At 45.4% G+C, this 14,696-nt stretch carries 13 protein-coding genes; 2 read left to right on the top strand and 11 right to left on the bottom strand.

The window, feature by feature from the left end; all coding sequences use genetic code 11:
- Window positions 1-15 precede the first annotated feature (15 nt).
- From EHO57_RS15260 to rsmH, 8 genes are all read right to left on the bottom strand, one after another.
- Window positions 16-963, bottom strand: coding sequence for a glycosyltransferase family 2 protein (locus EHO57_RS15260; RefSeq protein WP_135698425.1), 948 nt, complete (start codon window positions 961-963; stop codon window positions 16-18).
- Window positions 964-1,091: 128 nt separating this feature from the next.
- Window positions 1,092-2,513 (bottom strand): UDP-N-acetylmuramate--L-alanine ligase, encoded by a 1,422-nt coding sequence (gene murC / locus EHO57_RS15255; RefSeq protein ID WP_135645873.1) that lies wholly within the window; start codon window positions 2,511-2,513, stop codon window positions 1,092-1,094.
- Window positions 2,513-3,589, bottom strand: a complete 1,077-nt coding sequence (locus EHO57_RS15250; protein WP_135645874.1) for a UDP-N-acetylglucosamine--N-acetylmuramyl-(pentapeptide) pyrophosphoryl-undecaprenol N-acetylglucosamine transferase — start codon at window positions 3,587-3,589, stop codon at window positions 2,513-2,515. Before EHO57_RS15250 ends, murC begins: the two co-directional genes overlap by 1 nt.
- Entirely contained in the window at window positions 3,586-4,737 is a 1,152-nt protein-coding gene (locus EHO57_RS15245; RefSeq protein ID WP_135645875.1) for a peptidoglycan glycosyltransferase FtsW, read from the bottom strand. Before EHO57_RS15245 ends, EHO57_RS15250 begins: the two co-directional genes overlap by 4 nt.
- Complete coding sequence (gene mraY, locus EHO57_RS15240; RefSeq protein ID WP_135645876.1) at window positions 4,734-5,846, bottom strand: phospho-N-acetylmuramoyl-pentapeptide-transferase; 1,113 nt, start codon at window positions 5,844-5,846, stop codon at window positions 4,734-4,736. Before mraY ends, EHO57_RS15245 begins: the two co-directional genes overlap by 4 nt.
- A 121-nt stretch (window positions 5,847-5,967) precedes the next feature.
- Window positions 5,968-7,467: a UDP-N-acetylmuramoyl-L-alanyl-D-glutamate--2,6-diaminopimelate ligase gene (locus tag EHO57_RS15235; protein ID WP_135645877.1), complete on the bottom strand. Its 1,500-nt coding sequence runs from the start codon at window positions 7,465-7,467 to the stop codon at window positions 5,968-5,970.
- Window positions 7,445-7,804, bottom strand: coding sequence for a hypothetical protein (locus tag EHO57_RS15230; protein ID WP_135645878.1), 360 nt, complete (start codon window positions 7,802-7,804; stop codon window positions 7,445-7,447). The genes EHO57_RS15235 and EHO57_RS15230 overlap by 23 nt, the downstream gene beginning before the upstream one ends.
- Window positions 7,801-8,742, bottom strand: a complete 942-nt coding sequence (rsmH, locus tag EHO57_RS15225) for a 16S rRNA (cytosine(1402)-N(4))-methyltransferase RsmH (RefSeq protein ID WP_210410041.1) — start codon at window positions 8,740-8,742, stop codon at window positions 7,801-7,803. Before rsmH ends, EHO57_RS15230 begins: the two co-directional genes overlap by 4 nt.
- A gap of 328 nt (window positions 8,743-9,070) precedes the next feature.
- On the opposite strand from rsmH, the gene EHO57_RS15220 reads away from it, so the two are divergent.
- Both EHO57_RS15220 and EHO57_RS15215 read left to right on the top strand, forming a co-directional pair.
- A complete protein-coding gene (locus EHO57_RS15220; RefSeq protein WP_135645880.1) occupies window positions 9,071-11,068 on the top strand; it encodes a methyl-accepting chemotaxis protein in 1,998 nt (665 codons plus the stop codon).
- A gap of 39 nt (window positions 11,069-11,107) precedes the next feature.
- Window positions 11,108-13,099: a methyl-accepting chemotaxis protein gene (locus EHO57_RS15215; RefSeq protein ID WP_135645881.1), complete on the top strand. Its 1,992-nt coding sequence runs from the start codon at window positions 11,108-11,110 to the stop codon at window positions 13,097-13,099.
- A 5-nt stretch (window positions 13,100-13,104) separates the two neighbouring features.
- Here the strand turns inward: EHO57_RS15215 and EHO57_RS15210 are convergent, their stop codons facing one another.
- From EHO57_RS15210 to EHO57_RS15200, 3 genes are read right to left on the bottom strand one after another with little or no spacing between them, the layout of a single operon-like run.
- Window positions 13,105-13,458, bottom strand: a complete 354-nt coding sequence (locus tag EHO57_RS15210) for a rhodanese-like domain-containing protein (RefSeq protein WP_135645882.1) — start codon at window positions 13,456-13,458, stop codon at window positions 13,105-13,107.
- Between the two features lie 60 nt (window positions 13,459-13,518).
- Entirely contained in the window at window positions 13,519-14,394 is an 876-nt protein-coding gene (locus EHO57_RS15205; RefSeq protein ID WP_135645883.1) for a CheR family methyltransferase, read from the bottom strand.
- Between the two features lie 3 nt (window positions 14,395-14,397).
- Window positions 14,398-14,685: an STAS domain-containing protein gene (locus EHO57_RS15200; RefSeq protein ID WP_246050721.1), complete on the bottom strand. Its 288-nt coding sequence runs from the start codon at window positions 14,683-14,685 to the stop codon at window positions 14,398-14,400.
- Between the last annotated feature and the right edge of the window lie 11 nt (window positions 14,686-14,696).

The following is a 14,696-nucleotide window of genomic DNA, read 5'->3' as shown; positions in this document are numbered from 1 at the left end:
CGAATCGATCTCCTTTTAATTGCTCTTCTTCAGATATTCTCTTTTTCTCTGTAGATACAGTGTTTCTTCCAAGAACTTTCGGTTCATTCCGGTAAGGAACGCTAGAATTCCGGAGATGATAAACAATCCGGAAAGTATAACAAGTACGACTGCGAACAGCAAGGATTGCACATGTCCCTGCCCCTCTCCCATATAATAGAAGAATAAAAACCGAGCGGCGATCGCAAAAGCCGGCAAAAAGGAAAGAGTAGCCAAAAGCCCAAAGAAATGAAAAGGCCTGTGAATAATTAACAAACGAATGAGAGAAGTTCCCGACTTCCACATATGTTGAAAGATATTCTTGAACAATCTAGATTTTCTCGTAGGCGGATTCGTATGGATCGGAATAGAAGAAACTGCAAGATCCATCTTCACTGCTTGCACGATCGTATCCAAAACATAAGAGAATTTGGTGGTAATGTTTAAGCGCAAAAGACTTTCTTTCGAATACGCCCTAAACCCTGAGACTGTATCCGGCACATCCGTGCCGATCAGATTGCGAACCACAAAATTCCCGAACCATTGCAGCACCTTCTTCAAAGGAGAAAAATATTCCACCTTCCAAGGAACTCGATTCCCGATGACTATATCCGATTTGCCTTCCATCACTTCTCGGATCAACTCTGGGATATAAGAAGAAGGATACTGATTGTCCGCATCTGTATTTACGAAAATATCTGCTCCCCTAGAAAGAGCTGCCTCTACTCCGGACTTAAATGCTCGTCCGAGGCCTAAATTTCTTTTGTGGGTGATGACTTTGCATCCGTATTCCAAAGCGATTTCGGATGTCCTATCGGATGAACCGTCATCTACGATCTGCACTTCTATGGACTTAATGCCTGGGATCTTTTTAGGAATTTCGGAGAGTACTAACGGAAGAGTCTTTTCTTCGTTATAGCATGGGATATTGATAACTAACTTCATCGGATGATCGAAAGGATCTGTCGGTCAATTTGACCCATTTTGCGCTTTCGTCCAATACTTTTTGAAAGCGAGATCCTTCTTTCAAAAGGATTGGCAATAGAATTAAGAAATTTATTTCTGAACAGGGTTCAGGAATTCAAAAACCCAAGTCCCCATTCTCTCACATTCCCCGCACCCAAACTCACAAACACATCTCCGGGAGAAAGGATCTCATTCAGCAAATATAGATCCGATCTCAAATTTCCGGACAACAATTTCGGCTTCTTCTTCATTTCGTTTGCGATCAATTCCGAAGAAACTCCCGAGATCGGATCCTCTCCGGCAGAATAGATCGGAAGAAGTAGAACGGTTTCTCCCAGATCCAAACTCTCCGCAAAATCCTTGTACAAATTCTGGGTCCGAGTAAATCGATGCGGCTGAAATAAGATCACCGCCTTTCCGGAACCCTGGGAAAGCTCTTTTACGGAAGAAAGGACCGCCTTCACTTCCGTAGGATGATGACCGTAATCGTCATAGATCTGGACCCCGTTCTTAGTCCCGATATACTCCAGCCTTCGTTTTACTCCGGCATAATCGGAAACCGATCTGGCGGCCGAAGCGATAGGAACCCCCACCGAAAAAGCGGCAAGTACCGCAGCCAAAGAATTCGTAAGATAATGCTTGCCAGGGAACCGGGATGTCAGGGTAAATTCCTCTCCATCCATCCGGAATACGAGATGTTTATTTTCTATTTTATAATATACTAACTTAGCCAGGTCCGAATATTTGCGATCTTTCGCGATCTGCATAGTGTCCCAGTCTTTCTCTTGTACTTGTACAAATCCAAGAATACGAGTGTGATCTTGGATCTGGACCAGGCAATCCTGTATACCTACATTATCCAAATCTAATACTATTTGTTCAGGAGTAGAAGAAATGAATTCCGCGAAAGCTGCCAGAAGCTTCTCTCTTGTCTTATAGAAATCCAGATGATCCTCGTCTATATTCGTAAGGATCCGGAACTCTGATTTATGATTTAGAAAGGTGCCGTCGGATTCATCCGATTCGAACACTCCGAATTTTCCCGTAGAGAATCTTCCTCCGATCCCTCCCAAGAAGGCCACATCTCCTCCCACCATGAGAGAAGGTGAATACCCTAGATCGTTAAGAATATGAGCGGTCATTGCTGTGGTAGTGGTCTTTCCATGAGATCCTGCGACTGCGATGCAAGTCAAATGTCGAAAACAGGAATGAAGTACTTCCGAACGATGGTAGAATCGTATCCCCTTCTTCTTAAAATGGGAAGCGATCGGATGGGAATCCAAACGGATTGCGGAGGAATAGATAGCTGCGTCGTAATCTTCGTCCGGTATCTCCGCCAAGGAAGAAAAGATCCGGACTCCTTTCTTTTCCAATGCTTCCGTAACCGGGCTCTTCTTTCCGTCGTATCCTGTCACAGAAAGGCCTGCGTCGGAGAGTATATGCGCGAGACTGGACATTCCCGACCCGCCTATGCCCAGAAAAAAAGGTTTAGTAAATCCTAATGCTTTTTCTAAAGAAGCTTCGGACATCAATCTTTGCTCTCGAAAAAGAATCTGGCCGTTTCCAGCGAAGCTTCCACATGCGAGCATTCTAAAGATCTAATAGACATTTGGTTCAATAGTTCCGGATTTTCGGCGAATCTATCCAGTATTTGATACAATTTGCTTTCGTCCTCGTCTCTCTGTTCAAGAAGAGCGGCGGCACCGTTTGCTTCCATATATTTTGCGTTCGCAGTCTGGTGGTCGTCCTTTGCAAACGGATAAGGGATCAGCACCATAGGAAGAGCATACGCCGCACATTCGGAGAGGACTCCGGAGCCGGAACGAGCCACTACTAAATTGGCCCATTCATAATGCTCAGACATATTATCCGAATAAGAGATCAGGTCCGCCGACTTGGTCTTTTTAGAAACCTCGTCGTATAACGCAGTACCAGTGAGCATCCTGAACCGGAATCTCTCTTGGATAACCTCGTGCTTCATCAGGCTTACGACTATATTATTGATCTGCCTTGCGCCTTGAGAGCCGCCCATTACTAAAACGTTAAATTGCTTTTTCTTTTTCGGATCCCATTTCTCGCTGAATTTAAGTGCAAGCTTAGGAACCGTCTTGGATCTAAGAGGATTACCCAAGATCTCCCATTGGCAGGAAAGTTTGGTATCCTTAGGAGGAAAACTGAAAGCTACCTTATCCGCAAATCTAAAGAAGATACGATTCACTTTTCCAGGAATACAATTCTGCTCGCAAAGATAGAGTTTCTTCCCAAAGAAGACCGCATATAGAATGGCAGGCACACTGGAATATCCTCCCATTCCGATGACCGCATCCACTTCTAATTTTCGGAAGAGAAGCCAAGACCGAAAGAGTTGGAATATATATCGAAAAGGTAATAAAAGGAAATTTCCGGAAAGAGAAGGAGTATTATGCCAAAGAACTTCGCAGGGAGCTTGTTTTAGATCAGGATTATCTTTATTACGGATCAGTGAATGAAGAAAGACCTTTTGGATTCCGAAAGCCTCTTTGTTTTCCACGAGGCTTTCCGCAAGAGCGACCCCTGGGGATATATGCCCGCCGGTTCCACCTGCTGCGATTAAAACGGATCTCATAAGCCTATGTTTTCACGTCTCGTTATATTGACAAGAATTCCGAAAGAGGCCAAGACCACCAGAAGGGAAGATCCTCCGTAGCTCATAAATGGCAAGCTGATGCCCGTAATGGGCAATAGACCGGTTACCACATAACTGTTGATAATGAATTGAGTTCCTAAAATGAACAATAGCCCGGCTCCTAAATAAAAACCGAACGGATCCTGGACTCGTTTCAACAGAACATAGGTCCTCGTCAAAAGGGTCAAAACCAAGAAGAAGAAAAACAAGAACCCTATAAATCCAAAGTCTTCCACATAAGTAGCCAGAACAAAATCCGTATGACTATACGTTAGATACCTATGCGCATATCCGCTGGCGAGCTTATTCCCGAACCAACCTCCATCCAAGAAGGCACGGAAAGAAGTCACTAATTGGTGCCCCTCATCGTAACGGAACCGATACGGATCCAACCAGACTTCCATTCTTTTTCTACGATATCCGACCTGGCTTACAAGAACATAGGCAAGAGGAAGGGACACGAGTCCTACAAGCAAAAGATTTCGGATCGGGAATCCGAATAGGAATACGAATGCGATCACCACGAATAGGATCTCCATCGTGGTACCGAATGCAGGTTCAGCGAGGATCAAGACCAAGACCGCGAGAAGCAGTACCGCAGGAAGAATGAATTTCTTCGGATCCCGATTTTCCTTCAGTTTCAATTTTACGATCAAGGAAGAAAGATAAACGACTACTGCAAGTTTCGCGATCTCCGAAGGCTGCAATTGGTACGGACCGATCCCGATCCATCTATGGAAATTCCTTCCATAATAGGTTCCTACCGATCTACCAATGCCTGGAATAAAAACGAGTACGAGCAGAATAACGCTTATGACCATTCCCGCGAGAGCGAATCTTTCCAATCTTTGGTACGGAAAATTTGCGAAGAATAGGAATACTACAAGCCCTACGACCGCCCAAGCAACCTGCTTTTTCAGAAAGTATTCCGAATCCTGAAAGTCTCTCCATGCGGTGATAGAGGAACTGGAATACATGACACAGATCCCGAAAAGTAGAAGGAAGAAAACGGAGCAGATGAGAAAAAGATCGAAAGGAGAATCGGGAGATTCCCAAAATTCTTTGAACTTTCTCTCGATGTCTCTCATTGTATTTTCAAGCTGGATAAGGAGATGATGGCAAGAATGATTGCCGCAATCCAGAATCGGATCACCACTTTCGTCTCCGGAACCCCAGCCAACTCGAAATGATGATGAAGAGGAGCCATTCGGAAGATCCTCTTTTGCGTCAGCTTAAAAGAACCCACTTGCAAGATTACGGAAAGGGATTCCGCAACAAAGATACCGCCCAAGATCACGAGAAGGATCTCCTTCTTGAGCATAACGCAGGTCAAGCCGATGGTTGCGCCTAAGAAAAGAGAGCCCGTGTCTCCCATGAAGATCTGAGCAGGATGGCTATTGAACCAAAGAAAACCGATCAATGCCCCGGTCAAAGCGGCCAAGAACACACTGTATTCGTGAGCATGAGGAAGATAAGGGATATTCAAATAGTTTGCCGCAACAGGAGTGCCGGAAACATAAGCGATCAAAGCCAGAGTAGCGACCACTATCCCGGCAGTTCCTCCCGCCAAGCCATCCAGACCATCGGTGAGATTGACTCCATGAGAAGATCCTAATATTACTAAAATTGAAAATGGGATCGCGAATAATCCCAAGGACAGGACGGGTCCCTTTACGAAGGGCAAGAATAGATCCGTAAGATGAAAAAGTATCTTTCCGGAAGAACCCTTAGGCGCTTCTCCGGTATAGAATAGGAACAATCCACAGAAGAGCGTAGCAAGGATCACGGAGGCCAAGAACTTGGTCCTTGCTCTCATTCCTCCTTTGATCTTCTTGACGGACTTCATGTAATCGTCGGTGAAACCTAAGAACGCGAAAGAAAGAGCACAGGCTAACAGAAGAAGAATGTTCAGGTTCCTGAGATTTCCCCAAAGAAAGACAGAAAGCGCCAAGGCTCCCACGATCATCAGTCCTCCCATGGTAGGAGTACCCGACTTGGCACTATGGGATTTGGGCCCGTCGTCCCTTACGCTCTCTCTGAACTTCAAGCCGTGTAGGAAATCGATGACCCTTCCCCCAAACCAGAAGGTAAGGAACATAGAGGTCAACCCCGCCATAAAAGCGCGGACAGTAACATAGCTGAAAATTCGTAAGGAATCTAGGTCTTGAAAAAATTGTTCGTAGATGAAATAGAACATAGGGAGATGAAGGCAGGATGGCTCGGCTCCGGTTCCCGTAAACGTAAAAACCGGATCGGACCACTCTCTCTTTCTCTATCGACTAGTTGTCCCGAACCTAGGCAAATTTTTTGACAAGAATTTACTTTTGTAGGGAATCAAAGGCCTTGCGGATCTCTTCTCCGTCGTCGAAATGCCTTTTTTCTTTTCCGACGATCTGATAGTCTTCGTGCCCTTTTCCTGCGACCAAAAGACAGGCACCTTCTTGCAGGGAAGAGATGCCGAAACGGATCGCTGCCGCTCGATCTGCCTCTCGTAGGAAAGGAATGTATCCGCCTGTAAAGCCTTCTTGTATATCGTCCAGGATCGATTCCGGATCTTCAGTCCTAGGATTGTCCGAGGTCAGGATCACTTTGTCCGCAAGATCCTGAGCGATCTTTCCCATCTTAGGACGCTTGGTCCTATCCCTGTCCCCTCCACATCCGAAGAGAGCGATGAGTTCCTTTGGTTTGGATTCCCGTATACTTCTTAAGATATTCTGCAAGGCATCCGGAGTATGGGCATAATCTACGACTGCCATTCGAGTCCGATCCGGACTATAATAGATCTGAAATCTTCCCGGGATCTGAGGAATATTCTTTAGAGCAGAAAGAAGCTTCTCCTTCTCCCAACCCAAGGCAAGACAGGTAACGAAGGCCAAGGCAGTGTTTCGTACATTAAAACCTCCTAATAGATTCGTTACCGTTTCCGTATTGCCTTTCCAAGAAGAAGGAAGGCCGATCTCATACGTCGTTTTTTCCAGGGAGAAGTGTTCGTTGTGAACGGGGATCTCCCCTTTCCCGCTACCCAATGCAAACAAGGAAAGTTTAGGGGCAACCTTAGGAAGAAGAGCTGCAAAATCGCGTCCGCCGGGCGCCTCCGCATCGTAAACTCCAAATGTGTCCTCATACGAATTCAAAGAAGAAAATAGAAGTGCCTTGCTCTCCAAGTAATCCTGCATACTAGGATGAAAATCCAAATGATCTTGGGTAAGATTGGAGAAGATCCCCGCCTTGAATCGGATCCCGTTCGTTCTTCCTAATTTCAAACCGTGAGAACTTGTTTCTATAAAAACGTATTCGACCCCGTTCTCCAACATCTCTTTCAGGATCTCTTGTAAACTGGACGGGTCCGGAGTAGTATAGCCGGTATCCACAACCTTCCCTTTGAACTTCACTCCTGTGGTTCCGATGATCCCGCAGGATTTTCCCTGGGATTCCCCTAAAAAAGCAAGGATATGAGTGAGGGAGGTCTTTCCGTTCGTTCCGGTCACTCCCACTACTTTCATTTTAGAAGAAGGGTCGCCTAAGATCCTAGATGCGATCGGCCCCGCAAGGGCTTCCGGATCGGAAGAAGATCTTAGAACGATCTTATTTTCTAATTTAGAAATTCCGAATGTATTTGAGATGAGTACGAAACGAGAAGCGGAAGACTTTGCATATTCTAATCCCTTCTCCCCCAAGAAAAGAGGAACACAAAATAGATCTTCGGATCCTAATTTTCTGGAATCTGTTCGAACAAAGGAGATCTCCTCGTTCCGATAAGGACTCGGATCCTCTAGTCGGATCTCGGGAAAAAGATCAAGGATTTCTGAAATTCTCAAGTTCTGTCTCGTTTCTTTCCGGAGGAAGAGTCACAGTAATGATCCGATCTCCCACAGTGATCGGCAAATAATGATAAGTCTTTCTGTACAATGCTTCTATCCTTCTCGCTGAAGTATAGGTCGCCATCCCGATCTTTAGATCGTCGTTCTTCTTGAGCAATTTCTCTTTATCCTGAGAAGCGATAGAGATCTCTCGATTCAATCTCGCCACTTGAACGTTTTGCCAAACGAATAATAACACAAGGGAAAAGGGAAGAAGGATCCAAACAAAGATCCTGGTCAAGAATCTAAGATCGGACCATATTCTATTGGATAGGAGATCGGAGATGCGGCTCATTCTTCTTCCTCTTCCATATCAATATCGGTGGGAAGTGTCTTATGTATGACACGTAATTTTGCGGAACGAGACGCCGGATTTTCTTTGGTTTCCTCATCACCCGGGATTACCGGCTTCTTGGTGAGCAGTTTGGCCTCTCTTGTCCGGGCAAAGTCCCTGAACAAATTCTTTACGATCCTATCTTCCAAAGAATGAAAAGAGATCACCTGCATGAGCCCTCCGGGAGCAAGTACTTCCAATAATTTTGGGACCCCCACTTCTATATGAAGAAGTTCTTGGTTCACTTCTATTCTCAGTGCCTGAAAGACCCTAGTGGCGGGATGCTTTCCGGGAGGCCAAAATTTTCGGGGGATTACCCGAGAAACCAATTGGGCCAGATCTCCCGAGTAACCAATATGGGAATGCCTTCTTCTTTCCAGGATGGCTTCCACGATCTTTTTCGTCCAACGCTCCTCTCCATACTCGTAAAAGATCTTACTCAAAGCCTTTTCGGGATAGGTATTGACCACATCTTCCGCAGAGATCCCTCCTGCGGAGGACAATCTCATATCTAGAGGTTCGTTCTCTCTAAAACTAAATCCTCTGCCGGCATGTAGTAGATGAAATGTGGAAATTCCAAGATCCAATAGGATCCCATCCGGGGGGCCAGAGATCCCGTTCTCTTGTAAGAACTCCGGATCCACTTCGGAAAAATTGGCTTCGATCGGAATGATCCTCTCCTTGAACTCGGAGAGTCTTGCTTGGGCTCGGGAGAGCATAACGGAATCTCGGTCCAAAAGTATTAATTTGGATTGAGGGAAGGCTTGTAAAAGGAGTAAACTATGTCCTCCTTCTCCGGCAGTACCGTCCAAAAAAAGGATCTCTTTGTCTTTCTCAAAAACGGACTGGAAGAAGGATACAATCTCCCTATAGAGCACCGAATAATGGACAGGTTCCAATTCGTTTTCCAGATTCTCTTACCTCATCGAAAACGCAACCAAGAACCTAGCCTGGGAAAGTTTCTGTTTCTTTGCAAATGACAGTAGGAATTCCTACATGTAATCCTTCCAATAGGATATAGCTTTTTCTAAAAAGAAGGAAAGAGACTGATTTCATCGAAACGTAAAGGTTCTTGACTCTTCGCTTTTGTCCAGCTACAATGTGCCACTCGATTCGAGAGCGGATTCTCGTATCCTTTTCGTTTTTAAAAAAATCTAGCAAAAGAGACTATTTATCCTAACTGATCATCGGACGTTCATCAACCGATAGGGATCTTATTAAAACCGTATGCAAAAAAGCAGTTTAAAATTCATTCTTCTAGGCGCTGGGATTGCCATACTCGTAATACTTACCTTGTTAATTTCCGGAGCTGCGTATTATATCGGGCAAAGAAAGATAACTCAGATCTATATGGAGCAGATGCATAGTGTTACCTCCGTAGTAGCCCAGGAATTCGACAGTTTCCTGAATTCCCATGTCAATGTTGCCAAAACTTTGGCTGCGGATTCCAGAGTCATCCAAACGGTGCTCACCCGCAAACCATTGGCCGGAGATTTTTTAAAGGAAGTACATGAACGTTACGGTATATACGAAAACGTTTTCGTGTTTGCATTGGATGGAGGTCCCGTCCAGATCCTCGCAGATAGCTTAGACGGTAAGTCCGTAGGTTACAAGACCCAAGGTGCGGAGCTCGTGGAAAACCAAGAGGCCGTTAAGCAAGGAAAGCATTACTTAGGTCCTCCGCAAAAATCTCCTATTACAGGACTTCCTGTTGCAGTGATCTCCGTTCCGATCAAGGACAAGGGAAAGATCATAGGAGTAATGAACATAGCTCTCTCCTATGATGTGGTTTCCGAAAAGATTATCAAGAAGATCCATATTGGAGAACAGGGTTACGTATCCATCATGAGCGATAAGGGATTGGTATTCGTCCATCCCAAGAAAGAAATGATCATGAACCTGGATGTGATGAAGGAACCTTACGGGCAACGTATGTTGTCCATGAAGACCGGAGAATCTCTTGAGTTCACCTTCCGAGGAGCGGATCGATTCTCCTCCGTATTCCGCTTAGACGATTGGAGGATCATAGTGGTCGCCATCCAGCCGAAAGCGGAAGTAAGAGAAGTATTAATAGAGCTTCTGATATTCATCTCGATCGCAAGCATTATAACGGTCCTGATCTCCTCCTATCTACTTTATATTCTTTTAAAGAAGAGACTGGATCCTTTGGAGAACGCGAGTAGTCTCTTCCAAACCATGTCCCAGGGAGATCTTACTTCGGATATCAAAGTGGTCTATAACGACGAGATCGGCGTCATGAGCGCGGACTTGAATGCATTTATAGGAAGCCTCAGGGCTTCGCTGAAGGATATCCAGAGGATCGCTATAGAACTAGCATCTTCTGCGGAAGAGTTGACAGTTTCCTCTCAGAGCTTCGCGACCGGGGCCCAGTCCACGGCTGCTTCTTCGGAACAAATGTCTGCGACCGTCGAGGAGATGTCTGCGGGAATGGAAAGCATCTCCGCAACCACAGACAAGCAATACTCGAATATATTAGAATTTCATACTAAGGTAAAAGAACTCTCATCCGGCGTAAGACATATCGGAGCAGAGATCCAAAAGACCCTGGGTGTAGCCAAATCCATTTCTGCCGAGGCCAAGAAAGGAGAGGTTTCCTTAACAGGAATGAGCAATATGATCGAGAATATTCTCAAGTCCTCCGGCGAGATGAAATCAATCATTGGGATCATCAACGATATCTCCGATCAAACCCAATTACTCGCATTGAACGCGGCCATAGAGGCAGCGCGCGCGGGAGAAGCGGGGAAAGGATTCGCAGTGGTCGCGGAAGAGATCTCCAAGCTCTCCGTAAAGACCGCGTCTTCTATCAAATCCATCGGAGAAATGATCAATAAGAACAATTCCGAATTGGACGAAGGAGCCAAAGGGATCCGTTCTTCCGTGGAGATCTTGCACAGCATTATCAAGAACGTGGATTCGGTGGGGGATGCAATGAATCATCTCTTCGAGATCACTTCCACTCAGGAATCGGTGAATCGAGAAGTAGACACCCAATCGGATCGAGTAGGAACAGAAGCGGAAGCGGTCAAACTCGCCACCGATGAACAAAAGAGAGCGGTCAATGAGATTGCTCAGGTCATCACCCAGATCAACGAACATACGTTGAATACTGCCTCAGGCTCAGAACAAATGTCATCTTCTGCTCAGAACCTGGCGACCACCGCAGAAACCCTTAGAAACATAACAGAAAAATTCAAAATATGATCCGCTCCGAATGGATCCTCATTAGGTTTAGCTAAAGAAATGAATAGAAATAGTCTGAAGATTATTATACTCGCGGTAAGCACCGCAACGATAGTGCTACTTACTCTCGGAGTTTCCACCTTCGCCTACTTCACCGCGAAAGGATATGTAGAAGACGTTTATATAGACGAGATGAAGAAGATCTCAAGACTCGGCGGGAAATACATAAAATTCTTCTTCGATCAACAGTTCATTTTGGCCGAATTCCTATCCTCTAACGCTTCCTTCGTTCGAGCCGCAGAAACCAGGGACACTGCGACCCTGATTCCGATACTCGCAAATCTAAAGGAAAGATATGGGACCTATGAGAATGTTTTCATTTCCACTCCGGAAGAAAATCCAAGTATCATTGCGGATGCAAGCGGCAAGGCTACCGGCTTTCGCTGGGGAGGAACCGGCTTCGATGAGAACGTTAAGGCAACCTTAGAAGGCAAAAAGTTCCTAAGCAAGGTAGGTCGCTCTCCTGTTACACAGGAGGCAGTCACCCTTCTTACCGTACCGGTAAAACAAGGCAATCGGGTCATCGCGATCTTAGGCTTTTCCATTTCACTCAACTCTCTCACAGAAACGGTAGTGGCCGGGATCAAGATCGGTAACGACGGTTATATTGCGGTAGTGGATTCTAGTGGAGCGGTTATCGGGCATCCCGACAAATCTTTGATCCTAAAATTGGATCTAAGCAAGACCGAATGGGGCCAGAAGATACTCTCCTTAAAAACGGATGAGCATATAGAGTATTTCTTCAAAAAGGAAAAGATCGCAACCACCTACAATATCGACGAGTATCAGATGAAGATCTCCGCGGTGGTTTCCAAAGAGGAACTTGCCCAGGTAGTCCACCAAATGCTATACCGGATCGCTATCTTTGCAGTCATCTTTCTAATAGTTTCCATATTTATAATATATCGGATCGTGAATGCTAGACTTCATCCTTTAGAAGATGCCAGAAATCTATTCCGCTCCATGGCGACCGGCGACCTAAGATCCGATCTTCAGATCTTCCACGAAGATGAGATCGGAGACTTAAGCAAGGATACGAACTCTTTCTTGGAAAGCCTGCGAAATTCGGTAAAAGAGATCCAAAAGATCTCTTATGAACTTGCTACTTCTGCCGAGCAACTTTCCACCAGTTCGGAGAGTTTCTCGAATGGGGCCCAGTCCACTGCTGCTTCTACCGAGCAGATGTCGGCTACCGTAGAGGAGATGTCTGCCGGGATGGAGAATATCGCTTCTTCCACATATAAACAATATTCCAATATGACCGAGTTCCAAGGAAAGATTACCGAACTCTCCCAAAGCGTACGGCAGATCGGAGAAGAGATCCAGAACACTTTGGAAATGGCAAAGTCCATTTCTCTCCAAGCGAAAAGAGGAGAAGAATCGCTTTCCGGAATGAATGCAATGATCTCGAATATCCTGAAATCTTCCGGCGAAATGACTGCGATCGTAGGGATCATCAATGATATCTCCGATCAGACCCAACTACTCGCGTTGAACGCAGCCATAGAAGCGGCGCGTGCCGGAGAAGCAGGAAAGGGATTCGCAGTGGTTGCGGAAGAGATCTCCAAGCTATCCGAGAAGACGGCTTCGTCCATCAAGTCCATTTCCGCAATGATCTCCAAGAACACAGGCGAATTGGATAGCGGTGCCAAAGGGATCCAAGCATCCACTGAGATCATTCACGCGATCATCAAGAATGTAGATCAAGTTTCGAATGCAATGGACAGATTACATTCAATCACAGGGTCCCAAAGCGATATCAATCGAGTCGTAACGGATAACGTGGATCGCGTAAAATCTGAATCGGAATCGGTGAAATTCGCCACAGACGAACAAAAGAAGGCGGTCCACGAGATCACCCAGGTCATTGTCCAGATCAACGAGCATACGATCAATACGGCGTCTGGAGCGGAACAGATGTCCTCTTCTGCCAGAAACCTATCGAACACGGCCGATATTCTCCGCAATATCGCGGAGAAGTTTAAGCTATAAATGGATCATTTGGAAGTCGCCGAGAAGAGATGTTGCAATCCTCCGGCGTCTTTCACTCTGCCAAAGCCCTTATCGTTCAAAAGAGATTTTGCTCGAAGACTTCTTCCCCCGGATTGGCAATAGACGACGATCTCACGGTCCCTGGCCCCTAGTTCATCCAGTCTCAAAGAAAGACTACTGATCGGGATATTTACCGCTCCCGGAAAATGTTCGATAGAATATTCATTCGGAGTCCTCACATCTAAAACCAAGGCCCCTCTTGCAATCGACTCAGCGATCTCTTTATCTTCTCCTCCCTTGCCACAATCGATGAGAGCAAGGGATAAGAAGAAGCATCCAAGTAATAAAATCCGTTTCATAATGTATCTCTAATATACCAGAAGATCCAGAATAGGATCCGGGCTCAAGGAAGGTTCCGGTCAGATCTTAGGTTTCTTTTGGTACACGGTATGACCTAAGAACTTATAGGCTTCCGAAATACCGAATAAGGTCTCCGAATGACCGATGACCAAGAGACCTCTGTCCTTGAGAACATTCTCGAAATTCTCGAAGATCTTCTTCTGAGTAGGTTTATCAAAATAGATAATGACGTTCCTGCAAAAAATGCAATCCACTTTCTCTCGGATCGGATAAGGAGCTTCCAGAAGATTCACCTTTTGAAATTCTACCATGGCCTTTATCTCAGGCTTTACCTGATACATATCTTCGTTCTTTCCGGAGAGATCTTTGACCTTCAAAAAGTATCTCTTCTTTAAGGATTCGCTCACAGGCTCCAGACGATCCGCCTTATAGATCCCTTCCTGAGCGGTCTTGATCACATTCGTATCAATATCGGATGCGAATATCTTAATGTCCCAGCCCGGCTTGTGCATAAAATATTCCGCGCAAGTAATCGCGATCGTGTACGGTTCTTCTCCAGTAGAAGAGGCACTAGACCAAATACGAAGGCTCTTTTTTCCGGATTTTGCCGCCTTCTCTTCGAGCGAAGGAAAGAACGTATCCTTTAGGAACTCAAAGTGATGGTTCTCCCTAAAAAAATCCGTTTTATTCGTAGTAATTCGATTGATAAGTTCGGTCAGTTCGCTTTGGAAGAACTTTCGGTCCGCTTGCAGACCCTTAATATACTCCGAAACATTCTGCATCTTATGCATGCGCGCACGAGAATTCAATCGGGATTGGACCATTATCTTTTTATGATCCGCAAGAAAGATCCCGGTTTCCTTGTACATAAGATCTTTGATAAACTTGAATTCCTCGTCAGTGATCTGCGAGAAATGAGAAAAGGATTCTTCCATAAATTAGCGGATACCCAGAGATTGATCTAGAGAAACTAATTTAATAATTTCTAAAAGTTTTGAACTGACATTAATCGTTTCCAGAGATATCCCCATGCCTCTCAACCGATTTGCGAAAGCAACCAGAGAGCCAAGGGCCACGGAAGTCAAAACCTGGACCTCGTCCAAGTCTAGGATTACGGAATTAGGACTCCCTTCAAGGTGGGAATTCAAATAGGTGCGCAAAGCCTCATGATCTCCATTTAGGATCTCATAATCTACTTTGATCAGAATCGATTCCGAACGACTCATTCTTTTAATTG

Source organism: Leptospira langatensis, from assembly GCF_004770615.1.
Lineage (GTDB): Bacteria > Spirochaetota > Leptospiria > Leptospirales > Leptospiraceae > Leptospira_B > Leptospira_B langatensis.
The sequence above is the reverse complement of the archived record's forward strand: the minus strand, read 5'-3'. Positions and strand labels throughout refer to the sequence as shown.